Origin of the sequence: Methanolobus sp. ZRKC4 (assembly GCF_045291305.1) — an archaeon.
GTDB lineage: Archaea > Halobacteriota > Methanosarcinia > Methanosarcinales > Methanosarcinaceae > Methanolobus.
Window position 1 is genome coordinate 387,062 of the sequence record NZ_CP146983.1, and the last position, 23,753, is coordinate 410,814.

Annotated in this window: 22 protein-coding genes; 10 read left to right on the top strand and 12 right to left on the bottom strand. The window is 41.8% G+C overall.

Going from position 1 to position 23,753, the window contains the following annotated elements; genetic code table 11:
* The first annotated feature begins 163 nt into the window (after nt 1–163).
* From V7O67_RS01965 to V7O67_RS01975, 3 genes are all read left to right on the top strand, one after another.
* Complete coding sequence (locus V7O67_RS01965) at nt 164–2,101, top strand: sodium:solute symporter (protein ID WP_406670677.1); 1,938 nt, start codon at nt 164–166, stop codon at nt 2,099–2,101.
* Nucleotides 2,102–2,277: 176 nt separating this feature from the next.
* Entirely contained in the window at nt 2,278–2,583 is a 306-nt protein-coding gene (locus tag V7O67_RS01970) for a hypothetical protein (protein WP_406670678.1), read from the top strand.
* A gap of 129 nt (nt 2,584–2,712) precedes the next feature.
* Complete coding sequence (locus V7O67_RS01975) at nt 2,713–3,747, top strand: methionine synthase (RefSeq protein ID WP_406670679.1); 1,035 nt, start codon at nt 2,713–2,715, stop codon at nt 3,745–3,747.
* A 24-nt stretch (nt 3,748–3,771) separates the two neighbouring features.
* On the opposite strand, the gene V7O67_RS01980 is transcribed toward V7O67_RS01975, so the two are convergent.
* Nucleotides 3,772–4,785, bottom strand: a complete 1,014-nt coding sequence (locus tag V7O67_RS01980) for a stage II sporulation protein M (protein WP_342303707.1) — start codon at nt 4,783–4,785, stop codon at nt 3,772–3,774.
* A gap of 118 nt (nt 4,786–4,903) precedes the next feature.
* On the opposite strand from V7O67_RS01980, the gene V7O67_RS01985 reads away from it, so the two are divergent.
* Together V7O67_RS01985 and V7O67_RS01990 are read left to right on the top strand one after the other, a co-directional pair.
* Nucleotides 4,904–5,647: an ATPase domain-containing protein gene (locus tag V7O67_RS01985; protein ID WP_342303706.1), complete on the top strand. Its 744-nt coding sequence runs from the start codon at nt 4,904–4,906 to the stop codon at nt 5,645–5,647.
* Between the two features lie 12 nt (nt 5,648–5,659).
* Nucleotides 5,660–6,169 carry a hypothetical protein gene (locus V7O67_RS01990; RefSeq protein ID WP_342303705.1) on the top strand — a complete coding sequence of 170 codons (510 nt, stop codon included), beginning with the start codon at nt 5,660–5,662 and terminating at the stop codon, nt 6,167–6,169.
* A 20-nt stretch (nt 6,170–6,189) separates the two neighbouring features.
* Here the strand turns inward: V7O67_RS01990 and V7O67_RS01995 are convergent, their stop codons facing one another.
* From V7O67_RS01995 to V7O67_RS02025, 7 genes are all read right to left on the bottom strand, one after another.
* Nucleotides 6,190–7,227 carry an EF-Tu/IF-2/RF-3 family GTPase gene (locus tag V7O67_RS01995; protein ID WP_342303704.1) on the bottom strand — a complete coding sequence of 346 codons (1,038 nt, stop codon included), beginning with the start codon at nt 7,225–7,227 and terminating at the stop codon, nt 6,190–6,192.
* A 53-nt stretch (nt 7,228–7,280) separates the two neighbouring features.
* Entirely contained in the window at nt 7,281–8,447 is a 1,167-nt protein-coding gene (locus V7O67_RS02000; RefSeq protein ID WP_342303703.1) for an RNA ligase, read from the bottom strand.
* An 18-nt stretch (nt 8,448–8,465) separates the two neighbouring features.
* The gene (locus tag V7O67_RS02005) at nt 8,466–9,242 is read right to left on the bottom strand and encodes a CBS domain-containing protein (RefSeq protein WP_342303702.1); all 777 of its coding nucleotides are present in this window, start codon (nt 9,240–9,242) and stop codon (nt 8,466–8,468) included.
* Nucleotides 9,243–9,287: 45 nt separating this feature from the next.
* A complete protein-coding gene (locus V7O67_RS02010; protein ID WP_406670680.1) occupies nt 9,288–10,127 on the bottom strand; it encodes a CBS domain-containing protein in 840 nt (279 codons plus the stop codon).
* A 250-nt stretch (nt 10,128–10,377) separates the two neighbouring features.
* Nucleotides 10,378–10,518, bottom strand: a complete 141-nt coding sequence (locus V7O67_RS02015) for a hypothetical protein (RefSeq protein ID WP_342303700.1) — start codon at nt 10,516–10,518, stop codon at nt 10,378–10,380.
* Nucleotides 10,519–10,848: 330 nt separating this feature from the next.
* Nucleotides 10,849–11,457, bottom strand: coding sequence for a CBS domain-containing protein (locus V7O67_RS02020; RefSeq protein WP_342303699.1), 609 nt, complete (start codon nt 11,455–11,457; stop codon nt 10,849–10,851).
* A 213-nt stretch (nt 11,458–11,670) separates the two neighbouring features.
* Entirely contained in the window at nt 11,671–12,798 is a 1,128-nt protein-coding gene (locus tag V7O67_RS02025; protein WP_406670681.1) for an OB-fold nucleic acid binding domain-containing protein, read from the bottom strand.
* Nucleotides 12,799–12,995: 197 nt separating this feature from the next.
* On the opposite strand from V7O67_RS02025, the gene V7O67_RS02030 reads away from it, so the two are divergent.
* A complete protein-coding gene (locus V7O67_RS02030) occupies nt 12,996–13,631 on the top strand; it encodes an RNA 2'-phosphotransferase (protein ID WP_406670682.1) in 636 nt (211 codons plus the stop codon).
* A 3-nt stretch (nt 13,632–13,634) separates the two neighbouring features.
* On the opposite strand, the gene rtcA is transcribed toward V7O67_RS02030, so the two are convergent.
* Nucleotides 13,635–14,630, bottom strand: coding sequence for an RNA 3'-terminal phosphate cyclase (gene rtcA / locus V7O67_RS02035; protein WP_406670683.1), 996 nt, complete (start codon nt 14,628–14,630; stop codon nt 13,635–13,637).
* Complete coding sequence (locus tag V7O67_RS02040) at nt 14,627–15,997, bottom strand: FAD-dependent oxidoreductase (protein WP_342303695.1); 1,371 nt, start codon at nt 15,995–15,997, stop codon at nt 14,627–14,629. The genes rtcA and V7O67_RS02040 overlap by 4 nt, the downstream gene beginning before the upstream one ends.
* Before the next feature lie 802 nt (nt 15,998–16,799).
* On the opposite strand from V7O67_RS02040, the gene dnaG reads away from it, so the two are divergent.
* On the top strand, nt 16,800–18,239 hold the full coding sequence (gene dnaG / locus V7O67_RS02045) for a DNA primase DnaG (RefSeq protein ID WP_406670684.1): 1,440 nt from the start codon (nt 16,800–16,802) through the stop codon (nt 18,237–18,239).
* Nucleotides 18,240–18,509: 270 nt separating this feature from the next.
* The gene (locus V7O67_RS02050) at nt 18,510–18,794 is read left to right on the top strand and encodes a UPF0058 family protein (protein WP_342303693.1); all 285 of its coding nucleotides are present in this window, start codon (nt 18,510–18,512) and stop codon (nt 18,792–18,794) included.
* Here V7O67_RS02050 and rimI read toward each other — a convergent pair.
* Complete coding sequence (gene rimI, locus V7O67_RS02055; protein ID WP_342303692.1) at nt 18,791–19,309, bottom strand: ribosomal protein S18-alanine N-acetyltransferase; 519 nt, start codon at nt 19,307–19,309, stop codon at nt 18,791–18,793. The two genes, V7O67_RS02050 and rimI, sit on opposite strands and share 4 nt — an antisense overlap.
* A 27-nt stretch (nt 19,310–19,336) precedes the next feature.
* Nucleotides 19,337–21,178: an archaeosine synthase subunit alpha gene (gene arcS / locus V7O67_RS02060; RefSeq protein WP_406670685.1), complete on the bottom strand. Its 1,842-nt coding sequence runs from the start codon at nt 21,176–21,178 to the stop codon at nt 19,337–19,339.
* Between the two features lie 85 nt (nt 21,179–21,263).
* Between arcS and V7O67_RS02065 the strand changes: the two genes are divergently transcribed.
* Nucleotides 21,264–22,646: an FAD-binding oxidoreductase gene (locus tag V7O67_RS02065; protein WP_406670686.1), complete on the top strand. Its 1,383-nt coding sequence runs from the start codon at nt 21,264–21,266 to the stop codon at nt 22,644–22,646.
* A 2-nt stretch (nt 22,647–22,648) separates the two neighbouring features.
* Nucleotides 22,649–23,707 carry a (Fe-S)-binding protein gene (locus tag V7O67_RS02070; protein WP_406670687.1) on the top strand — a complete coding sequence of 353 codons (1,059 nt, stop codon included), beginning with the start codon at nt 22,649–22,651 and terminating at the stop codon, nt 23,705–23,707.
* Nucleotides 23,708–23,753 lie beyond the last annotated feature (46 nt).

Genomic DNA, 23,753 nt, shown 5'->3' on the forward strand with positions numbered 1-23,753 from the left:
AAGTGTTTCACATGCTTAACTTAAATGAAATTGATTACAGGTAAAGCTAATTTTTTAAAAACCCTTAAATAGTAACCATAATATGAACTATATTACATATATAAAGGTCTTCGGCAGTTAGTCTCCTGAAGTCATGTTGTTACTTATTTAAGAGGTTGTAGTTATGGAAAGTTATCAAATATTCTTGTTATTAATGGCAGTCTACGTGCTTGGACTGATAGGTATAGGATTGTATTTTACAAAACGTCAGAAATCTGTCACTGATTTCTGGCTTGCAGGCCGCAAGATCGGTACATTAGGCATTGGTTTTTCAGCCGCATCTTCATGGATGACAGCCGGAGGAATTCTTGCTGTCATTGGTCTTTATATGTTGCTTGGTATGGGTTCTGTCTGGGGATTCGTTGCTCCGAATGTCCTGGCCCTGTTGCTCATTGCCCTGCTTGTAGGTAAAATCAAACATCTGCCTGCTATCACTCAGCCGGAATTACTGGAGCAGAGATACAGCAGTTCTATTCGAGCTCCGGTTGCAATTATCATTGCTATTGTTATGATTCTTTTTGCGGTAGCCGATATAATCGGTTTTTCACTTGTGCTTAGTATCTTCTTTGGCCTTGATCCGGTTTATGCTGCTGCTATAGTAGCTATTGCCATTTCCCTGTATGTGACTCTTGGAGGATTCTCAGCTGTAATATGGACCGACATGTTGCAATTCATCCTGCTGGCTACCTTCTCACTTATAATTGCCCTTGTGGTTGTCAATGCAGCTACAACAGGCTCTGCTGATGTCCCTGCTATAAGTACATCCGAGCTTTTCGGTGATGTTTCTCCAGGATGGTGGAATCCATTCATAGTTGGTGTTCCTGCTGTAATGATAGCCATAATTGCGATAATTCCCGGATGGGTTACGGAGCAGGACCCGTGGCAGAGGGTATGGGCAGCAAAAGATGAAAAGTCTGCAAGGACAGGTATGATACTTGGTTCTTTCTGTATTTTCCTTATCTTTGGTGTTGTATGTACGGTAATTGCCATAAGTCTAAACCATATATATCCCTCCATACCCGCTTCTTTTGCAGATATAGGAATGGGTGCAATGGCAGAGGCAGAACCTGCATTGCTGGTCTACATAGTGAGTAACCTTTCGCCAATAGCAATCGGTCTCTGTGCTGTAGGCCTGGCCGCAGCTGCAATGTCTTCTGCTGACACGTTTGCAACATCCGGTGCTTCATGTCTTTCCCGTGACATATACCAGAGGTACATAAAACCTGATGCAACCATGAAAGAAATGATGGCTATCAACAGGATAAGCGTACTGATAATCATCGCTGCTGCAACTGTACTGTCCTTTTACATTCAGGGTATCATCGAGGCTATCCACATAGCTACTTTCATTGCAAGCGCATCATATTTCTTCCCTCTTATGGGAGGTCTGTACTGGAAGCGTGCAACAAAGGAAGGTGCTCTTGCAGGACTTATAGTCGGTGCGATAGCACAGATAGGACTGACAGTTGTTGACCTTGCAAATACTGCTCCGTTTGCACCAGCTTATCTTGATATGATTCACCCTATACTTTCAAACCACGGTGTCATCGTAGGAATGCTGCTCAGCGGAATAGCCTTTTTCGGTGTATCCCTTGCAACAAAACCATCCAGTACTGTAAATCTGGCTCCGTTCTTTGCCGACGAAGCAAAGAAGCTTGAGGAAGAGGTTACTGTAGTTGACGAGTCTGATCCAGATTACAAGAAACTGATTGGCAGCCTTGAAAGAGAAGTTACAGGTGACCGTGCTATCTTCAAGCTTAACCTGGAGGCATCTGCAACGGTTAACTGGGACAAGTTCGTAGGTGAGCTCAAAACCATTCATCCTTCCTGGGTAACACCTACAGGCGTAAATTCAGTTTACAGGTTGACAAAGGGTGATATGCTTGCCTGTGTATCCCTCAGCCGTGGAGAAACTGAAAAGGAAATATGGTTTGCTTCCGAACCGATGGCACAGGATTTGGAAAATCATGGAAAGGAGTTCTTCAGTGCTTTCAAACAGGTTTCGCAGGCTCTGGAAAATATCGGTATACTCCTGACCCTGCCATCCGGTGACAATTATTGAGCATATAAGTCTACTCTGGAGTAAAATCCAGAGTAATCTAAATTTTTATTTTTACTTCTTATTTTTGTGTTAATATAATCTCAAATTTTACATCTTTATTCACTTCTTATATATTATATAAAAATAATTTTCAGAAACTATATCTATTCTAAAATCCATGTATATTTGTGGTACATATGGAATTGAAAAACCCTATTTTAGACATTGACGTGAATGAAGAGAATAGAGCAAAAATTCAATCCTTAAAAGAAGGTTTTGAAAATCTGAGCTCTGAAGAGAAGTTTGATGTTGTGGAACTCCAGAACATTATGCTTCAAAAAGTATCCTATCACCGTGAGACGTATGGGATACCAAAGAACGAGCAGAAAACTGAAAGGGATGCAAATGAGATAATTTCCCATATGTCTCCCAGGTCTCTGGATTATTCCCAGTTGTGTATCAATTATTATATTACAAAGATCGCTTCTGCTGTGAAGAAGTAAACCGGCACTTTGTACCATTTCTTTTTGATTTCTTTCTTTTTTCATATTTTATTCATTTCAGCTTTGGGAAGATTCGTACCCTTTCTTCACTCAAAACTTATAAGTGAAATATAAGATAATAATGCTGCCATGGCAGAGATTATCTTTGATGATATTGGCAGTTTTCCTCTTCCGGCAGGGACGTCCAAAGAATGGATGGTAGATAAGTTCTCAGAAAAAAAGAACGATGCAGGCCTCTTCAGGATCATAAACGATGCTTTTATGAAGAAGGTAGAAGCCGGCGTGGAAGTCCCCACCTATCCGCAATATCAGGATATGAATGAACAGTTCCTGTCAATCATTAGAGATTCGGATTGCACTGAAGAACCATTCAAAGTGAAACTTGCCAATGCCCGTATCATTGAGCTCGAAGCAATTGAATCCGTTGCAAAGCTCTACAGGGAAGAGTACGGGGAAAAACTCGATGTACGTGTCTGTGTCACAGGTCCTCTTGAACTTTATCTCAAAGAATTTGGAGGTACTGAATACGTTGACATATTGAACGTACTTGCAGAAAGTGTCGATCGTTTTGTGAAAAATTCGCTTTCCAACGCGAAGGATTTCAACATAAGGACTATTTCTATTGATGAGCCAAGCATCGGTATAAATCCCCAGGTCATGTTCTCTGATAACGACCTTGTGAAAGCTATGGATGTTGCATGCAGTTCTGCAAAAAAGGCCGGTCTTGATGTGGAAATACATCTGCATTCACCCTTACATTACAAGCTCGCCTGCCAGGCTGAGAATATCAGTGTTATTGGTGTGGAATCCGCAGCAACTCCTTCATACCTCGACCTGATAGAGAAAAAGGAAATTGAGGATAGCGATTCCTTCCTGAGGGTGGGAATTGCAAGAACGGATATCTTCAATCTTGTTGCAGTGCTTAACGAGAAGTACAATACCAATGTCTGGAAAGAGACTCAATATTTCCCTGAGATCATAAATGATCTGGAAACTCCGGCAGTCATCTCGAAGAGGCTTTCAAAGGCATATTCCATGTTTGGAGAAGGCATCAAATATGCAGGTCCGGATTGTGGCCTTGGGGCATGGCCATCCCAGGAAATCGCTGCACAGCTATTAAGTAATGTTGCAGAAGGTATGGCTGATTTTAAGAAAGGGCTGTAAGATCACCACTTTTTTTCTTTTTCATCATTCCAGATTTATGATTGACGGCAAACTATTGTCAAGCATCTGCATAACCCTGTCAACAATGCCCAATGTCACATAAGTTTCAATATATGCCGCAACCAGCAGAGTCAGAATAATAATCCCTAGCATTTTCCATGTATATTTTGACAGGATGTAATCCTTTGAAGTAGCAAGGATGTATGCAGAATCTTCTTTCAGACTCTCTATGTCATTTCCGTTGAACAATTCTTTGTCAATTACATCGTGGGCCTGGATGTGTGCGAAGCGGTATCCAAGGGCTACCGCCACAAGGATTGCAGGAATTTCAATAATCCCATGAGGAACTATGGAAATGAAGAAGTAGATCACATTGTAGAACAGGCCAATGAGGATACCTTTCATTCCAAATAACTGGAAGCCTGTCATAGCCCCGTTAAAAGTGAAGAATGCAAGAAGGATACCCATCAAAAAACCATTTACCATCAGTATCATGAGCGGCACAATATATGGTATCATGTAGGCAAACATTCTGTACTCATCTTTTCCATAACCACAGTATTGCCATATAGTGCCTTGTTTTTCCTCACTATTCCTTTTGATAGAAGAGAAATCCTTGTCCACCATACTTGTTATTTTGATAAGTAACATGTTTACAGGCATAATCATCTTTTCGAAAAAAAGAGAAAAGCGTGCATAAAGATGATGTCCTGGTCGGATATTGATATCACTTATCAACATTTGATGGACCATCATGAAAAGTCCTGTACCTACAACGGCACATGAAGCTGCAATGCTGTTAAAAATAAATATGGCCCACATTGGATTTATGTAATTTGAAGTTACAGCTACTTTGGCCGTTGCGGCAGAAGCTGTGTTTATAATAACTTCACTCACAGGTTCTGGTTCTGCAAATACTAGCATCAGTATATAGGCAAATATGCCTATAATAAATGCAGAAGCCACTGATAACATGAATACTCTGGCAGACCATTTCAAATCATTGGCACTGATATCGAATCTATTTCTATTTTTCATATTGTTCATGTAAAGCACACGTTTGGTTAGTTTTTATACATCGATGGATTGAAATACTTTAGGTATAGTATAATTATAATACTATATTACTATTCATTATTTATGGGAAGTATTATCAATGCGAATACCTACAGGGATTGAGGGATTTGACGATTTGGTCCAGGGCGGCTTTCTTTCAGAGAGGGTTTATGTGCTGAGCGGTCCGCCGGGAAGTGGAAAAACAACATTTGGAGTTCAGTTTCTTGCTCAAGGAGCGGCGATAGGAGAAGTGGGATTATACGTAACTTTACTTGAATGCCCACAGAACATTATCAATGACATGTCTAACTATGCTATGAATGTCATGACACTGATAAAAATGAAGAAACTTTTGTTTGCAGATCTTGGCCCACGTATGGAATATGGATATATGGATGAGATCAATGAGTTTATAACAACGGATTATAACATTAGCAAAAGTTCGACTGAAAGTGAGGCTCCATCTCCTTCAGTTGTTTTTAAGGAAATAGCTGCTTATGTTTCAGAATATGAGGTAAAACGCCTGGTCATTGATTCAGTATCTGCAATCCGGTTCACTTCTAAAGATCTATCCCTGCAGGAAAAAGAGATGAGTAGGTTCATACGTAATCTTAAGAAATTAGGATGTACAACAGTGCTACTATCTGAAATGACTGATCCAGGTGCTTATTCCACAGAGCAGTTTGCTGCTCATGGTGTTGTTTTCATGCATAATTTCCTTTATGGTAAGACCATGACCCGTGCTATTCAGGTGATTAAGATGCGCGGTACAAAACATGATTGTAACATGCATAGCGTTTCATTCACTGAAAAAGGGCTGAAAGTAGAGGGCTATCTTGAATAATGGTTGTTTCTTATGGTAAAGATCTTTAAGAAAAAGGAAGAAAAAAAAATTCTTCCTGAAGAAGGCAAGGTGCAGCTTGCAGATGCATCCCGCAGGTTAGGTTTTGAAGTAGGTTACCATCGCCACTCTGAAATTGGCTGGGTCCAGGAAAAACTATCGCAAATATACAAGTTTGCTGAAGAATATGAACTCAGGGATTTTGTAAAAGAGCAATACAATGGTGGCAAAGAAGAAGGTTCTAAAGTAAAGGAAAGAGATACAAAATCAGGACTTTCCCAAAAAAGCTCATCAAATGAAGTTGAGCAACCTTCTGCTATCTCAATTGACCGTACGAAAAAAGACCGTACAACTTCAAATATCGGTTCCGGCTACAAAAGTTCCAATGTTGTATTTTCCGGTTCATCTGATATGATCCGTCAACCAGGTCTTGTGGACCTGCCGGAAAATGTAGAACGTCCTAAATCTATAGATAGGCCTTCTTTTTTGGATGGTGCCAGACATCTGACACCTAAAAAGAAATAGGGATTTTTATTGAAAAGGTATCATTGTTCATAGCCAAAAGCAATGAACCTCTGTTTTTCATCAAGATTTGCAAAGATAAATCTGTCATTTTTGCTGTAGGCAACTTCCTTTGAGCCGGTTAATTTAAAGATATATTCTTTTCCCGGACTTGCCTTTTCAACTTTATTCTCACCTTCAGTTATTTCTGTAACTTTTACAGGTGAAGACTGGAGTCCAACATAAAGATGTAGCATATCACCGAGATTGAATTCTTTTGCCAGTGGTGAAAGAGTGCATTTTAATATAAAATCCGTAGCAACAGTTTCTTCCTGTGAAACTATAAAGCCTCTGTCAATGTCCTTTGACTGGATACCTTTGAGGGCAAGTCCAACTCTGGCACCCGCAGGGGCAGATTTGACATCTACATCATGCATCTGTATGGATCTGATCTCCAGTTCCTTTTTGGTTGGGTATGCTATCATCTTGTCCTTTGCGTTAATGGTTCCCTGTGTCGTAACTCCAAGCACTACACATCCGATACCGGTAACGTTGAAAGACTGGTCTATTATTATACGTGGGCGCAGGCTGTCAAGTTCTTTTAAATCTTCAGCTGCCCTGTCACCAACTGTGAATATGAGTTCTTTTAGCTCTTCCATGCCTTCAAAAGAAGTAGTGGATATGGAAATGTAATCCCAGTTCTCAAGTGCAGTTCCTGTTGTAATTTTCTGTAACTTGGCCTGTAGCTCTTCCTGTGCAAGAGGATATGAAGCATCAGATTTTGTGAGAACAACAATACCATGTTTATATTTCATCAGGTCAAGTGCAATGATACACTCTGCAGCCAGTGGATCAAGTCCTGTTGGAGGTATACATAAAAGAGCAACATCAGAAAGGTTAAGTGCTGTAACCAACGCTTTTACAGATGCCGGATAACCGGTAGCATCAATGGTTGTGAGTATCCTGTTGTTCTTGGCATAATCATACATTGTGACATCTGTAACGTTACTTCTCTTTCCAAGTTTTCCGGCAAGCGTGGTCTTACCGCTTTGCTCACTTCCGATGATGGTAATCTTTGTCATATGGGCACCCTTTTTGTGGTTCACGAATTAATCTATTTGGATATATGTCTTTTTCACGACCACAACTGTCCTTCTAACATTGCAAGGGTCTTATCATTTGTGCTCTTGTTTACCTTCCTGATGTTGATGATATATTCATCACCTTTTTTCTCCTGTATCTCGAACGCAACATAAAGACCAAATCTCTGCAGATATGATCTGAATTTGTGGATGGTTTCCTTGTCCCCTACTCTGATCTTGAAATCATCGGAGATCCGCTGGCCTGCCTGGACCTGAGCTATCGTCTTTTTCATCGGGTTGAGTAAACTTTCTCCAAGCCTGAGGCATCTTTTCTGGAAATCTTCCTCATTTTCTTTCCATTCGTAAGACTGGAACCCCTCACGTACTACTCTGGAGAAGAGGAAATCCCGTCCGGTTTCATTGTAGAATTTGAATGCATGGTGCAGGTCAGAACAATTACTTTCTGAACATGTGTATTTCATTGGTTGCAATACCATCTCAGGATCTTTGATAACAACGCCTTCGTGTCCCTTTTTTCCAAGTTCTTTGATAATTTTTGTAATCTCGCCAGGTGCTTCACTGATGTTGAATTTACCAAATAACCTAACATTATCGAAAGTATATTCCTCTGCCAATTCTCTCCTTTTGTGGACTGTCAGGGCTTCTCCTGAATTCTTATACCTCAAGTCAAAAACAAAAAATTTCAGGGACTCTATATTGTAGACATATTTTTGCACATATGGATTATCAGGGCCCACCATTTCTCCATATACAATGATATCAGGGTGATCTATGAAGAAATCCCTTTTGAGGAATTTCCGTACCCTTTCCGTAGAATAAGGGCAAACATGGCCGCTACGGGTAAAAGCAATGAGTTTACTGTTGTAGTCGATAACACGGACATTATATCCGTTCATTTTCTCTTCAACAGCTACAGAATCTATTTCACCGAAATTTTTCTTTACTGCAGGTTCAAGAAGCATTGCTCTTTTAATCTTAGGAAAACCCCTTATGAGTTCAAAAGAGCCAGATTTATCGATCAACACGGTCCCGTCTTCAAAATTTGGTACGTGTCCTTCAAATCTGTAAATATTGTTGTATTCATCCCAGTTTTGTTGCAGGTTTTTCTTCTCAACAAGTTCTTGAAGTCTGGAAGGCGGAAGTTCCAAACAGTCTGCCGCCTTCTCAATATCAAGTTCTATCTTCGGGTAATATTTCATCCCCAGACACCTGGTTCTTTACTGTGCCATTCCTCTGATAATGCTTCTTCTGGTTATTAGCCCAACCATCTGACCTTCAAGGTTGATAACGGGCAGTCCTCCAAGATTCTCTTCTAGCATCATTTTTGCTGCATCAGTTGTTGAGGTGTTTGTGTAGACTGTTTTTACACTCATCTTTATAATATCCTCGACAATAAGATTCTTTATACGGGAATCCTGTTTACTGCCTTCGACCAGGTCACGGAAAGAGCGCATGGCTGTTGCAATATCCGTTTCCGTTACCATTCCAACAAGTTTGTCACCTTCTATGATAGGTATTCTTCCAACATTGTTGTCAAGCATAAGTCTTCTTACATGGCTGACACGGTCTGCAGGACTTGCTACAATAGGATCCGGTTGCATTATCTCTCCGGCATACCCGCTGAAAATGTTGTTCTTGAGTATCTCGTTAGGAGTCACCCAACCAAGAATCTTGTCATTCTCCATAACAACTATCACTCCTCCGTTCTTTACCATCAGCGTGATAGCATCGGTTGCCTTCGTATCCGGCAGTACTTTTGTGAAATTATCTGATATTGCTGTTGCTACATGCAGGGAAGAAGCTGGCTTACTTCCTTTTTTACGAGTTCCGAGTTCCCTTGTAAGGTTTCTCATGGTAAGTACGCCAAGCAGCTTATCATCGTGTCTTACCAGAAGACGTCTTGTCCCTTTCTTGTCCATAATGTCAAGTGCATGGGAAATAGTGTCTGATTTATCTACTACCAGTGGTTCTGCCATTATATCCTTTACTTCCATTGTCATTCCTCTGATCTTTATTTCACTTTTCTGGTTATTCGATGCTTACTGTACTGCTTTAAGTATGTCTCTCCTGCTGATAAGGCCAATAATTTTCCCATCATTAACAACCGGTAGGGCAATAGTGTGTTCTGATAGCATCATCTTTGCTGCATACACTGCCTTGTTCTTGATATCTACAGCTGGTGGGAGCTCTGACATTATATCTTCGGAAACAAGAGGAACTTCTTTTACGTAGCGATATTCCTTCTGACCAGCAGGAGTTGAACGCCTGGTCATTTTTATACTCTTGGATGGTAGTTTTCCTTCATTGTCAACCATAGCGCTGAGCGCTACATTGCTTGTGGTTATGATGCCCACAGCTTCATCGGAATCGTCGGTCACAATAACCCTGTTGACCTCATTTTTTTCCATTTCCTGTATCACATGGTTTATTGTGTGATGTCTGTGTACGAATACGATATCGTCGCCGATCACCTCTGAAACCTTTGTGTTGATGTCCTGCTGAGATATGTACCTCATTATGTCTGTTCCTGTGATAATCCCTACAACTTCCCTGTTCACTACGGCCAGTGAGTTTATACCATTCTCCATCATCAGATCGATTGCCTGGGTCACAGAAGCACCTGGGTATATTGTGATGGGGTTTTCATGCATCACCATGTTTACCGGGATCTTGTCGATCGGTCTTCTGCGCCACATGGGCTCGGCCTGCGCAAGTCTTTTGCTCAGGTCGGTCTTTGTCACTATGCCGGCCATTTTGTCATTTCTGATGACCACAAGCGTACTTATCTTGTGCTTCAGCATTAGTCTTCTTGCATGTGCCACGTTTTCTTCCGGTTCTATGGTATAGACCGGTGAACTCATAATGTCTCCAACATTCATGTTGTTCCTCCATTTTGGAAGCTTGACCTTTCATCAGGACAAGCCTGCAGGATATATTTAATCTATTATCCATCAAAGAACTCATCATTTCCAGTTTCAGCGGATCGATGTGCTCTTTTTGTTTCTAATCATATACTTGTCTGTGAATCTGTTTATGTTTCATGAAAACAGATCCATCTATCATTTTTTCATGAAAGCCACATTTGTGACAATTCCCGTTTGCAATCGGGTTTTCTTTTCCACCTCCTAATTAAGTCATAATATCAGTTGATATGGTTGTATCATCTGATTTGATCATAGTAAGCACTGAAGTTGTCAGCAATCCGGGGTCTTTTCTCTGGAATCCCATTATCTTCATTTCCAGTTCATTGACCTGATATTTTATTATCAATCTAAACCACTATATTCCACAACATAACAAAATTACTGAGGATATGTTCTTATAATCTCAATAAGTTTTGCGAACGATATCCATGCCTCATGGTTGATTACACTCTGCATGTAAGTGCAAGATCGCACTTTCAAAACTCAGATAATGTACAATGCCTGTTTATAGCAACAGTAGATCCAGCAAACACAATATCCCGGTTTTTAATCACTGTTCCCAGCTTAAATCCAGGCGTTGCTTTGAAAGTCGATACATTTCTTCTTTTAAGATATATCGGGACAGACATTTATTTCACCAACTTGAAGCGTTCTTAATAGATACCAAGTCAAAGGACTAGTCATAGTAACCTTCTTCTTCTTTACAATCTTCACACAGCATCAATTCATTAACATTCGTCAGGCTGTCAACAAAAGCTCCGCAACGTTGGCATATGCCACGTTCAAGCTCCGGTTCCTGAGTATAGTTATTCTCATGATGTAGTTCGATCAGACCTTCCAGAATAGTGTTCAGACCGGGTGCAATAGCTATTATATCCCTGTCAGTTACCATTCCAATTATTTGGTCACCTTCCATCACAGCAAGCCTGCGAATGTTGGATCTCACCATCATTTCAGCAGCTTCGATTATGTTCGTCGCCGGTTTTGTTGCTATAATAGGAGTCGACATGATCTCTCTGGCAGTCATCTTTGCAGGGAGTACATTTCTGACAACCGTTTTGATTATTATGTCACGTTCAGTTATGATGCCGGTACTATCACCGTCTTCATTTACGATGATGCTACCTGTATCTTTTTCCGCCATTTTCCTTGCAACATCAAGGACACTAGCAGTGACATCAATGCCAAAAACGTGCTTTGACATTATTTCCTTGACCAACATCTCATTATGAATCTCCATTATGGAGACATCGGTTTGAATGTCATCCTGAACTTTCAAGACCATAAAATGTACCCCAAAATTCTGGATTAAAGGAATCAATTACCCATAGTCCACTAGATAAAATGTTACTTTTATCGTATAAATAGGTGTTCGTAGATTTTTTAATATGATTTGCATGTTGCCGATAATAGCAGCAGACAAGTTGCTATAATAAAAAAAAGATTCCGGAACAATTCAAAGTGAATGTGCCGGACATTCTAATAAAATATAATTCATTTAACGAACTACTACTCTGGTCCTGTTACCTGCACTCAGCTCGATTTCATCATTGAATCCTGATTTGGAGAAGGCGTCGATGATCTCTATTTGGGTATCGATGTCAAGTTCGTCTACCAGCAGTGCATGGTCTCCCCAGAGTGCAATTCTTATCCTTCCGCTATCATCCGAAACATAGATATTGGAGACCATATTCACAGTCCCGTCGTCCCGATCGAATTCCTTCATTTCCCCAAGTCCTGACACCTGTCCTGATATGGAATATGATTCTCCCGGTATGATATCAGCTATGGATGTGAAATCTTCCTTGAACTCTACTTCTTCATCTATTTTTTTCAGAATAGTGCGGCTTCCTACCTGCACTTCCACTTGCTGGTTAAAATTATTCTCTCTTGCGTAGGCGTTGATAATCTCAACGGCATCATTTGTTTTCAATTCAGATGCAAGCTCTGTTTTCTCATCCCAGAGTGTGACCCTTATTTTTCCGGTATCATCGCCTATTGTGATATTTGAGACCCTTCCCTCAGTCCCATCCTTTTTGTTGAATGTTCTTATATCGGCTATATCAAGGATCCTGCCACGAATGTTAAGGTCACCCATTCCACTTTTGATATCTTCTATCTTTTTTGAATCGATGCGGGCTTCAATCTTCTCATCAGTTTCACAGAGGATGCCATTGTTTCCAATGTTTACCTCAACTCCGGAATAGCCTTCTTTTACGTAACCACTTATCTGGAAACTTTGTCCGATCTCAATATCCCCGGTTTTTACAAGATCTGCCTTATCATCCCAGAGTGTCAGGCGTATGGACCCTGTCTCGTCTGCGACTATAAGGTTTGCAACCCTTCCAACCGTGCCATCGTTGCGGTTGAATTCCTTTGCAGGGAAAACTGACATTACCTTTGCAATGAACTTGATATTACCACTGCTTGGAGTTATGCCTGATATTTTCTGCAATTGGTTTTCTCCTGTGTCACTGGCTCCATGGTCGTGGGCCACAAGCATGGCGGCGGTCCTGATGTCGCAGAGTCCGCTCATTTGTTCTACTTTCTCTTCAACCTCACGTGTAAAATCTTCTTTACTGATGATGCCGCCGAGCTTTTCATATATGTCATTTATCTCATCCATGATAATACCTTGAAAACTGAATTGAATATATTAAAATCATCCATTTACCTTTCAACTAGTCTAGTATTCTCTTAGATAATTAATCTAACGAAGATGTTTATAAAAATCCTGGTATTTTGATATTTTATGAATTATATTGTGATTGTTGCGTCATTTTAATAAGATATATTAATTATAAGATATATCTGGAAGATATCATGATCCGTAAATGTAAACAGCATGGGTACTTCAGGGGTGATCTATGCCCTGAATGTGATGACGAAGGACGTTATGTGCTGGATGATGAGAGGGAAGAGCGGCTTGGAAGGTTTGTCTCCGGTTCACTTAGACACTTCCCGGATGATGTCGGCCTTGAGATGGATCTTCAGGGATGGGTCGATATGGATATCCTGTGTGACATCATGAAAAAACGCTATAAATGGGGTACCATGGAGCGTCTGGTCTCTCTTGTGGAATCGGACAAAAAAGGTCGTTATGAGATAGACGGATCTTTCATTCGGGCGCGTTACGGTCATTCAGTAGAGGTAGACCTTGTTTCCGATTATCCTGAAAACGATCTTCCGTACCTGTACTATGGAGTCAGTCAGGAAGAAGCTGATATGCTGCTTGAAAACGGCATAACCCCTGTGAGGCAATGCTACGTGCATCTTAGCACATCACTGGATAAAGCTATGAGAGCTGCTTCTATACACACGGAGAATCCTGTGATTTTCGAAATAGATGCAAATGCTGCTCAGCAGGATGGGGTCGATATTGTTACCGTAAATGCTGACATTGTTCTTGCAAGGGGAATTCCACCGGAATATCTCAGTGTTGTAGAACTTGAGGAATGATCCTCATTCTACGGATATTTTTATCAGGCCGTTGCTTTTATTTATTACGAAGTGTACGTCAAGTAACTGTTCGGTCACGTGGATGTTTGTCAGGCAATGCGGTGTAAGCTCCCTTGTGGTAAATGATCCGCTTCCGGCAAGTCCCATGAAAGGAATTAATTGGTCGGCAAGATGACAATCAACAGCTGCCCGGGATTTCAGTTCATCAAGCAATATCAGGGCTGCCTGACTACCTACTTTTTCTGCAGGCATTCCTTTTTTTCCTGTATTTACAGATCCCGCAAGACCAGACCATAATGTGATTCCGCTTCCGGTTGAGTGGTAATTTTCTGTTTCAATGTCAATATGCACATCTGTTCCATTCTCTTCCAGCACTTTCTGCGCAGAATCAGCCTGCCTTTTTGCGACATGTTCAGGCAGGTTAGAACAATGTGATACTCCATGTATCTCCTTTTTCACTGTTTTAAAGTCAAATCCTTTTAATGTGGAAGGTTTTATTTCTATTTCTGCGACCCCTCCACCTTTTGGGTAATATCCACGTTCAATAAGTCTTATATCTGCTTTGTACCCCATTTTTGACAGAGCATTTAATGTCAGTTCTTTCAAGTAGTCTATTGATGGAGACCATGCAACATCGGTTCCCCCAGTTATTCTCAGTTTTGTCCTTTCTGGAGAATAAGCGGCTATTGGCATGATAGACTGCATGAGCAATGGAATACTTCCTGCAGTTCCAATCTGTATGTGTGTTTCAACCCCCCTTATTTCCGATGGAGAAAAGTATATCTGAGTGGAGCCCGGAAAAAGTCCATTGATGTCGGCATCACACATCATGGCAACAGCCTCAATGGATTTGAGATGCTGGGTTTTCAGTCCTTTTTTTGGACGATTATGACGTATATTATTTATTTCGATATCTTCTTTAATAATAGCTGAAAGGGCAACGGCTGTCCTGAGTATCTGTCCTCCACCTTCTCCGTAGGAACCATCTATTTCTATCATTTTCTTATTTTACGCATCTTTTTCAACGCACCCTTCGCAGCAAAACTAACAGGGTCTATAAGCATTGATACGGGTGGAGCGTAGCAGGTCTCGATGTTTGCCAGTTCATCCACGCTTGTTCTTTTTTTGATGGCAAGTGTGAGTGCATCAATACGTTCTTTTACTCCTTCCCCTCCAACTACCTGGGCTCCAACGAGATATCTTTCACTGAATATTAGCTTGATAAAAAGTTTACTGCCTCCTGGATAGTAATCTGCCCGTGTTGATCCAGTTGCCAGGCCGGTTACTATTTTGATATTATTTTCCCTTGCTCCTTTTGACGTGAGCCCTGTAGTTCCAACTTGTAATTCTCCTATGACAGCTACCCAGGGATTGAGAATAGGGCCAAATTCACCGGGGCTTGAAGTAAGATTGTTCGTTATGATTCCTGCCATCCTCCTTGCAGTGCTTGCAATTTGGCTTAGCATTGGTTTCCCGGTGATAAGCTCATGGACTTCTACGCATTCTCCGCCACAGAAAATGTCCTGATGAAATTTTCCTCCAACTGATGGGTGCAAATATTTGTTCACAATTATCCCTCCGGTATCTCCTATATCAATTCCTGCACTGGAAGCCAGTTCATTCTCTGGTTCAATTCCTGTGGATATTATTACAAGGTCTGCTGGAAATTTAGTAGAAGCAATTGTAACGGATTCAGCATGTGTTTCTCCATTTATTGATTCAGGTGTCTGTTCTGTTATGACTTTAACTCCGAGGGATTCAAGATGTTCCTTTACTGATTCTGCCATGTCAGGGTCGATGTTATGTGAGAGAATAGATGAACTTCTGTTGAGAAGTATGGTGCTTATGTCCCTCTGGGAAATGGCTGCTGCAAGTTCTGCACCAATTGCTCCCCCTCCAATTATCACACCACTTGATGCTTTAGCAAGTGCTTCCTCTATTTTCATAGCATCTGAGAGCGTTCTCAGGGTGAATACATTTTTAAGTGAGGTTCCCTGGATATTCCCGGGTATCCTTGGTTTGCTGCCTGTGGCAATAACAAGTTTGTCGAAGTGGTATTCTTGTTCGTTGGAGCTAATGTTTTGTCCTTCAATGTCTATGGAATCTACTCTGCTTTCAAGTCGAAGGTCTATTCCCATATCTTTGAAGAACTTATTATCTCTCAGGATCAACGATTCGAAATTCTTGATCTGCTTTCCAATGACAAAAGGCATCCCACACTGGCTATATGCTGTGTGTTTGTCTTCAGAGAACACGGTTACAGAATAGTTGCTGTGACGGGTAAGGCTTGTAGCTACAGCCATTCCTACTGCACCACCGCCTATTATAATCACTTTTTTGTCGTTGTTCGTCTTTTTTTCTCGCATATTCTTCTAAAAGCTTATCTGGATATTAATTCTATTCCCCTGGTAGATTCTGTCCAAATCAAAATTGGGTATTGTTATTTTGTAACTATTCAGCCTGGCACGATTTGCCTATTGGTACTGATTTCATCGAAATAGAGATGTCTGCTCACTAACAATCTAACAATCAAAAAATCAATCAATAGCAACAATCAAAATAAATGATCCTAATGAAATTTACGTTTCAACTTTTTGTCAAGATTGTTATTGATAGCGTTTTTATCAGGCTGAATAGTTACGTTATTTTTAACTATCCCGCTCTCAATATCACCCATAAGTTTATAAAACTTTGAATTATATTACTTAACGTAATCATCATTATGATTACATTAATACTTGAAAACAAGATAATACAGATACTACGAACAAAGGTATCTTTCAACAATACAAATTTAGTTATTCGTAATCACTACCGATTCAATATGAATCATCTACCGATTAGGTATTCGTTAATCACATAAAAGGTGCTTAACAGGTCAAAAGCTACAAGTATTCAATGAGGGATTTGGAAATACTGCTTATTGACCACTGTCAGCAACAGCTTGAGTAGCATGTTTACATTACATGCGAAGTGCATAGTTACTGCTGTTATTAGCTTGGCGTTGGTTTGGATTAAGTGGAATTCTTCATGTTTATTCATTGAATTTTTAGTTTCACATTTCAGGCCTTTCGACAAGATGATGAAGTCTTGCTAGTTGTTGCCTACTTGCTATTTTTGTATTCCGAATTGTTCTGGTATCATCATACAAAAATTCGGAGAATCATCATGCAAAATGCAGATACTACAAAATATATCATTCATTCTAAGATTAATGCTGACGGGATAATTGAACGTCCTGATATAGTAGGAGCTATCTTCGGTCAAACCGAAGGACTTCTGGGATCGGATCTTGACCTGCGTGATCTCCAGAAGACCGGGAGAATCGGAAGGATCGAGGTTGTTGTGAATGCAAAGGGTGGTAAGACCAGGGGTACGATTCTCATCCCTTCAAGCCTGGACAGGGTTGAGACTTCAATTCTGGCTGCTTCTCTGGAAACTATTGATCGGGTAGGTCCTTGCAGTGCAAAGATCGAAATAACACAGATGGAAGATGTCAGGGCAACCAAAAGGCATCAGATCATAGAAAGAGCAAAGTTCATTCTCACAGGCATGTTTGATGAGAACCTTCCTGAATCCCAGGAGATCGCAGATCAGGTGCGTCAGTCCGTAAGGGTTGAGGAAATGCAGTATTTCGGTAAAAACAAGATTCCTTGTGGTCCTGCTGTGTTTGACTCGGATGCTATTGTAGTTGTTGAGGGGCGGGCAGATGTTCTGAATCTTCTTCGCTACGGCATAAAGAACACTATATGTGTTGGAGGCACCAATGTTCCTCCTGAGGTCGCAGAACTCACAAAGAAGAAAGATACGGTTACTGTATTTACCGATGGTGATCGTGGCGGCGAGCTCATTGTCAAGGAAATGGTTCAGATAGCTAATGTTGATTATATTGCGCGTGCTCCTGACGGAAAGAGTGTTGAGGACCTCGTACAGAAAGAGATTGTGCGGTCTTTGAGGCAGAAAGTCCCTGTAGAGCAGGTGATCGATAAGTATGTTGTCAAGGATCAGGCACCTCTGAATGATAATGCTCGTGGCCCACGCCTTCCACAACGTAAGGAAAGAAGGCCTGCTCCTGAGGTCAAACGTGTTGGTGCCACAAAAGTCCAGAGAACCTCCAGGGAACCACGTGACAAGGATACACGTGAAAGAGATACAAGTGAAAGAGATACACGTGAAAAAGGCACGCGTGGCAGGGATACACGTGTCAGAGACACACGTAGCAGAGACACACGTGGCAGGGATACGAGAACAAAAGAACCACAGCAAGATCTAAAGAAGGAGCCAGTTGCTGTTCCTAAATCAAAAGTTCCGGTATCTCCTGAAAACAAGAGATTCAAGTCTCACGCAGATGATCTTCTAGGCACATTCAGTGCACGTTTCCTTGATGGCGGGGATAATGTTGTTAATGAAACAGCAGTTCGTGATCTTGTCAGTACTCTCAAGGACTACAGGGACGAAGTGAAAACAGTTGTTTTTGATGGCGTTATCACTCAGAGGATCCTTGATATTGCTGTAGATAAAGGTATAGAGCGTTTGATAGGTGCAAAAATAGGTAGTGTGACCAAGAGACCTGCTTCTGTTAAAGTATTCACAGCTGGATCTTTGTAATCCTGTGTACTGTGCTTGCGCACAGTATATTTATTTTTTTTTCAATATTGATTTTCTATTAGTATGCTCCTTTTTTATTTACTCTTGATTATGGTTATTTGTCATGTTTAATCATTGAAATTAAACAGCAAAATTTATATACTCAACTCACGGAAGTGGTTTCCGTGGGAAATACCTTTATTTTGAAATTGACCAACTGGCATTAGTGCATTATTTAAACAGTGCACAAAATAGCAAACACAATTTAATTTTAGGTATAGGTTGGTTGGTATGCACAAAGATGAATTGATACAATTGCACACATTGATGGCTCAAATAAAAAGGCATTTTGAACACATGGGAATAAATGAATCGTTTGACGGATATGATTCGTTATCTATAAGTCCTCTGCATGTTCACAGGAGCAAAGCTGAACACAAACATGCTATCTTTGTTCTTGGAAACGATATAGCAGCTTCACTATCACAGGATGATATATCTGGTATAGGGAGAACTTCTGAGCGGATGCATGAACTTGCTCTGCGTGCAAGTGGGCACATGGGTAATACGAACTAAATATAGTCGTGAAGCCTGAAAGCATGTTTCTTTCCTGATAACACAGGTTCATTTGTGTTATTCAGGAAAGTGGCATCAAATGGAGTAAGACGTTTTTTCATTATTATTCCGTCCTCTCCGTCAGAGTAGTATCCATTCTCTATCCAGCAGGGAATGAATTCCATACGTTTGTAAAATTCCTGTGCCCTGATATTGGTAATCCTTACTTCCAGGCTTGCATAATGCAGGAACTTGCCCATAAAAACAGGAATAATGGCGTTCATGAGCTTAGCTCCAATGCCCATGCTTCTGAATCCATCTCTCACTGCGAGTGAAAATATCCTTCCTTCGCTGGCTGACAGTTTATATCCTACTATAAAGCCTACTACATAACCATTATATTCGGCAACAAGGAATCCTTCGCTGTTCATCTCGTAGAAGTTCATGTAAAGGAATGGATTATGTTCCGAGAACGCCTCTGACTCTATTTCCAGAACCTCTTCAAAATCAGAAGGTTCAAAGTTTCTTACTATCATTTTTCCTTAAAGCACAATGTATGTGCCTTATTTAATTTTTTCAACATGGCGCAGGTCTACCGCAACTCCGCGGCTGGCTTTCTTCATCTCATCTCCGCTCATGGCTGCTCTTCCAACTGCAATTGCGTTCTTGCCACAAATGAGCACTTCATCGTTTGGTCTTATCAGTGGATCAGCATCCATTACTCCGGGTGCAAGAAGTGAACCACGAGGGACGAAGTCATCTATTTTCACGATATATTTGCCCTGATCCATCATAGCTTTCACACCTTCAATGGTAATTGCGAGGGTGCCGTATTGAGGGATCAATGTGGTGAGTTGTTTCTTTCCCACGAATACCTGGTGTTTGGGGAAGGGTCCTTTGATAATTGAATCTTCGGGCACGAGTATTTGTCCGAATCCTCTTCCAAACTGGTAATCTGCAACAGCTTTCATAAGGTCTTTTTGTGTCTGCTCATAACCTCTTTTTCTTCCGGTGCAAAGTCCTGACATCGTTTCACTGAGATTTTTCAATGATTCAGGCGATGTCACATTACCACGACTGGTGTAAATAATATCTATGCCAAGTTTTTCTGCCACAATTTCGCATATCTGGCGGTATGCATCCTCAACATGTGCAATGATCGATGTATATTGATGCTGTGACAGGTATTTTTCAAGACAGGATGCTACCCATTCCTTTTCTTCCGCATCCCAGTATCCGGTAACTGTTGTGTCATAGTGTGATGCAGGGTATGTCAGTTCAAGTTCCCTTGGTACGATTCCAAGAGGTGATGTGATAATGACCTCATGAACAAATTTGCGGCTCTTTCCAAGTGCATTGATAAATCTCCAGTGAGAATTAGATGTTGAGTATGGTTTCTTGGCAGAGCACGGCAGGAGCAGAAGTACATCTTTTTCAGGTGGTGTATATCTTTCCTGTATCCTCCTGGCAAATCGGACGATCTCTACTCTGTTCTGCGATTCTCCGCAGGTTGCAATGAGCGAGTTTTTCCTGGCAATGGTGCTCTTACTTTCCATATAATTATACTCTGCATCCATGAGTCGCATCAGGGCGGTAAGCCAGGGTCTTACTCTGCACTGTCCTTCTATATACTCACGCAGCATTCCTAAGCGTATTTTCTCTCTGACAAGAGCTGCTTCAGCTTCCATGGCATTGATGTTGTGCTTTTCTATAATTGAAGCACGGCTCTTCTTGTCCATTTTCATAAGGCTGACTAAATCCGTTGATGAACATGAACTGCATTTGCACGGCAGTTCTGCCAGTGAATCGAGATAGAATTGTCCTGCGGTAGTGAAATATATGTCATTGTGTGCAGCAATTATGGCTTTTGTATTGTCAAAGATATCAATACCAAGATAGACCAGCATTGCAAGGTTTTCAGGGGTGCATATATTGGGTGCGTAGACCGCCGTATCGGGTGCGATCTCACTTTTCATCTCAATAAGCGTGTTGATCATACGTCTTGCATTGTTCTCAAAACACCCTGCGCCCTCTATTACATAGAGGTCACTTTGCTTTACCTTTTGTCCGGGTATGTAAATGGTTCCTGTGGCACCACTAGCTTCTATTTCTGACCTTTCTGCAAGTTTTATTGCAAGGTCTTGCGGTGCATCAGGTGTAAGATTCTGGTGAGGAAGTATTATCAGGACATCTTCTCCAGAATCTTGTCTTATTTTCTGGTACCATTCTTCGCTTTCTTCCAGATCGCTATATTTCCAGAGAGAGCCACCATCTATTATCAGGCTGTCAGGAGAACTAAGGCTTCTTGTATCTATTATGAAAGGTGTTCGGATGGTTTCCTTCAGGAGAAGTTTTCCTATCCTTGCAGCGCCATCACGTTGCAGTACCTCAAAGTATCGTGTCATTGCTGGCTAAATGGTGTAGGTAGATGTAAAGTTTTGCCTTTACCAACAAGTATAAATCGGACTATCTCACTTAAAAAACGATTCAATGCAAAAATCCGATATACTTAAAAATCTGCAGGAAATAGCCGGAAATGAAAGAGTTTCCGCGTCGTCCGCAGACCTTTATTGTTATTCATGTGATGCTTCCCAGATACGGGGAATGCCTGATTTTGTAATCAGGCCGGACACCACCGAGCAGATATCAGAGATAGTTAAACTTGCTTATGACAATGAGATTCCAATAACTCCAAGAGGTGCAGGCACAGGTCTTGCCGGAGGAGCAGTGCCCGTCGAGGGCGGCATAGTACTCGATATGTCATCCATGAAGCGAGTCCTTGATCTGGATCTTGATAATCTCCAGATTGTTGTGGAGCCTGGTATAGTCCAGGAAAAGCTGAATGCTCACCTGGAGCCTCATGGTTTCTTTTTCCCTCCGGACCCGGGAAGTTCTGCAATGTGCACCCTGGGAGGGCTCATAGCAAACAACGGGAGTGGCATGCGTTCTGTAAAGTACGGCACTACCCGCAACTATGTGCTTGCTCTTGAGGTGGTGCTGGCCGATGGCACTGTGATAAATACAGGTTCTAAGACCATGAAATCGGTTTCAGGCTATTCTCTGACGGACCTTTTTGTAGGTTCGGAGGGTACGCTCGGGATCATTACCAAGGCAACATTAAAAGTACGGGCCCTTCCAAAGGAACGCTCAGTCTTGCTTGCTTCTTTTGAGAACCCGGAACTTGCAGGCAAAGCAGTAGTAAAAGTATTGTCTTCGGGTATCGTCCCTTCTGCCTGTGAGATACTTGACAGCAATATAATACAGGCAATAAATGCTTATGATCCGCATATTGGTCTTCCTAAGGCCGGAGCCATCCTGCTCTTTGAGGTAGATGGTACTGAGAATACCGTACGTGAAGGTATTGTGATGATAGAAGATGCCTGCAAATCACTGGCAACAAACATCAGGGCCGCGGCCAACAAGGAAGAACGTGATGAGATATGGGCTGCCAGAAGGCTCGTCGGGGCAGCGGTCTCACGCCTGGACCCCATGCGCACCCGTGTATACGTGGGTGAGGACGTAGGTGTGCCCATAAAGGAAATACCCAGGATGTTACACAAGGTACGTGAGATTTCAGACGAATTCGGTCTTCCGATCATGACATATGGTCATATTGGCGATGGGAACCTCCACACAGGTATGTGTATCGACGTGCTGGAAGATGGTGATTGGGATAAGCTTAACAGGGCGGCCGATAAGATTCATCTCACGGCAATCGAGATGGGTGGCACTGTTACCGCCGAACATGGTGTTGGTGGTGCAAGAGCGGATTATCTTGAACTGGAGCTTGGGAAAGCCCTCGATGTAATGATGATTATAAAAAAGGCCCTTGACCCCAAGGGAATATTGAATCCTGGTAAGATGGGGGTCTGAGTATGGCTGGATCAGATATGCGTTCACTACTGAAATGCGTCCGGTGCGGTACATGTCGCTCGGTTTGCCCTGTCTTTGATGTAGTCGGCTGGGAATCTTCAAGTGCCCGTGGACGAATGCTTGTGGCACATGGTGTCTCCTTGGGACTTGAAGCCGATAAGGACGTGCTTAACAGCCTGAACATGTGTACTACCTGTGGACTTTGTGAGCAACTTTGCCCGTCAGGAGCAGCTCCTGTCAAGGTTGTAGAAAACTTCAGGCACCAGCTTGTGCTTCAGGGCAAGATGACCGATGCACAGAAGAAGCTGCGCTTCGAGGCTTTGGATAAGGGCAATCCACTTGGGGAGGAAAAAGACAGGATGGCCTGGCTTGGTGATTCTGCAAAGGATGCCAAAGAAAAGGCTGATTATGTATTCTTTGCAGGCTGCCTGGGGTCATACAGATATCCCGAGCTTACAAAGAGGACCTTTGACATACTCAAAAAGTTCGATGTTACTGTACTTCAAGAGGAGGTGTGCTGTGGTTCACCTCTTATGAGGACTGGCTCCGATCCTTCCAGGCTTACCTCAAAGAACCTGGAGCAGATCAAAAAGACTGGTGCACACACTGTAATCACTGGCTGTGCCGGATGCTACACAGCATTGAAGAACGATTATCCCGAAGAGCTTAATGTTATTCATGTCTCCGAATTCCTGGCGGACCGCCTGGCCGAAATGGACCTGAATAAACTTGACCTGAAAGTAACCTATCATGATCCCTGTCATCTTGGAAGGTGCAACGGCGTCTTCGATGCACCAAGGGAGATAATCAAGAAGGTGTCCGACCTCAAAGAGATGAAGAGTAACCGCGAGAAATCAAGATGTTGCGGAGCCGGTGGCGGTGTCCTGAAGGGATATCCCGAGCTTTCGCTGGAGCTCTCAAAGAAAAGGCTCGAGGAAATACCTGAAGGTGTGGATTATCTCGTTACGTCATGTCCTCTATGCAGAACAAATCTCAAGCGTGGTGAGCCGAGGGTTGAAGTGCTTGATATCATAGATCTGCTTGAAATGGCTATGGAATAGTCATTTTAGTTTCTATTTTTGAATATTGGACCGTTTTAAAAAATAA

Coding starts and splice junctions, on each gene's coding strand:
- dnaG (WP_406670684.1), top strand. CDS start 16,800: ATGCAAAATGCAGATACTACAAAATATATCATTCATTCTAAGATTAAT.
- V7O67_RS01965 (WP_406670677.1), top strand. CDS start 164: ATGGAAAGTTATCAAATATTCTTGTTATTAATGGCAGTCTACGTGCTT.
- V7O67_RS02050 (WP_342303693.1), top strand. CDS start 18,510: ATGCACAAAGATGAATTGATACAATTGCACACATTGATGGCTCAAATA.
- V7O67_RS01990 (WP_342303705.1), top strand. CDS start 5,660: ATGGTAAAGATCTTTAAGAAAAAGGAAGAAAAAAAAATTCTTCCTGAA.
- V7O67_RS02065 (WP_406670686.1), top strand. CDS start 21,264: ATGCAAAAATCCGATATACTTAAAAATCTGCAGGAAATAGCCGGAAAT.
- V7O67_RS01970 (WP_406670678.1), top strand. CDS start 2,278: ATGGAATTGAAAAACCCTATTTTAGACATTGACGTGAATGAAGAGAAT.
- V7O67_RS01980 (WP_342303707.1), bottom strand. CDS start 4,785: ATGAAAAATAGAAATAGATTCGATATCAGTGCCAATGATTTGAAATGG.
- V7O67_RS02020 (WP_342303699.1), bottom strand. CDS start 11,457: ATGGTCTTGAAAGTTCAGGATGACATTCAAACCGATGTCTCCATAATG.
- V7O67_RS02000 (WP_342303703.1), bottom strand. CDS start 8,447: ATGAAATATTACCCGAAGATAGAACTTGATATTGAGAAGGCGGCAGAC.
- V7O67_RS02005 (WP_342303702.1), bottom strand. CDS start 9,242: ATGGAAGTAAAGGATATAATGGCAGAACCACTGGTAGTAGATAAATCA.
- arcS (WP_406670685.1), bottom strand. CDS start 21,178: ATGACACGATACTTTGAGGTACTGCAACGTGATGGCGCTGCAAGGATA.
- V7O67_RS01975 (WP_406670679.1), top strand. CDS start 2,713: ATGGCAGAGATTATCTTTGATGATATTGGCAGTTTTCCTCTTCCGGCA.
- rtcA (WP_406670683.1), bottom strand. CDS start 14,630: ATGATAGAAATAGATGGTTCCTACGGAGAAGGTGGAGGACAGATACTC.
- V7O67_RS01985 (WP_342303706.1), top strand. CDS start 4,904: ATGCGAATACCTACAGGGATTGAGGGATTTGACGATTTGGTCCAGGGC.
- V7O67_RS02070 (WP_406670687.1), top strand. CDS start 22,649: ATGGCTGGATCAGATATGCGTTCACTACTGAAATGCGTCCGGTGCGGT.
- V7O67_RS02030 (WP_406670682.1), top strand. CDS start 12,996: ATGATCCGTAAATGTAAACAGCATGGGTACTTCAGGGGTGATCTATGC.
- V7O67_RS02040 (WP_342303695.1), bottom strand. CDS start 15,997: ATGCGAGAAAAAAAGACGAACAACGACAAAAAAGTGATTATAATAGGC.
- V7O67_RS01995 (WP_342303704.1), bottom strand. CDS start 7,227: ATGACAAAGATTACCATCATCGGAAGTGAGCAAAGCGGTAAGACCACG.
- rimI (WP_342303692.1), bottom strand. CDS start 19,309: ATGATAGTAAGAAACTTTGAACCTTCTGATTTTGAAGAGGTTCTGGAA.
- V7O67_RS02025 (WP_406670681.1), bottom strand. CDS start 12,798: ATGGATGAGATAAATGACATATATGAAAAGCTCGGCGGCATCATCAGT.
- V7O67_RS02010 (WP_406670680.1), bottom strand. CDS start 10,127: ATGAATGTTGGAGACATTATGAGTTCACCGGTCTATACCATAGAACCG.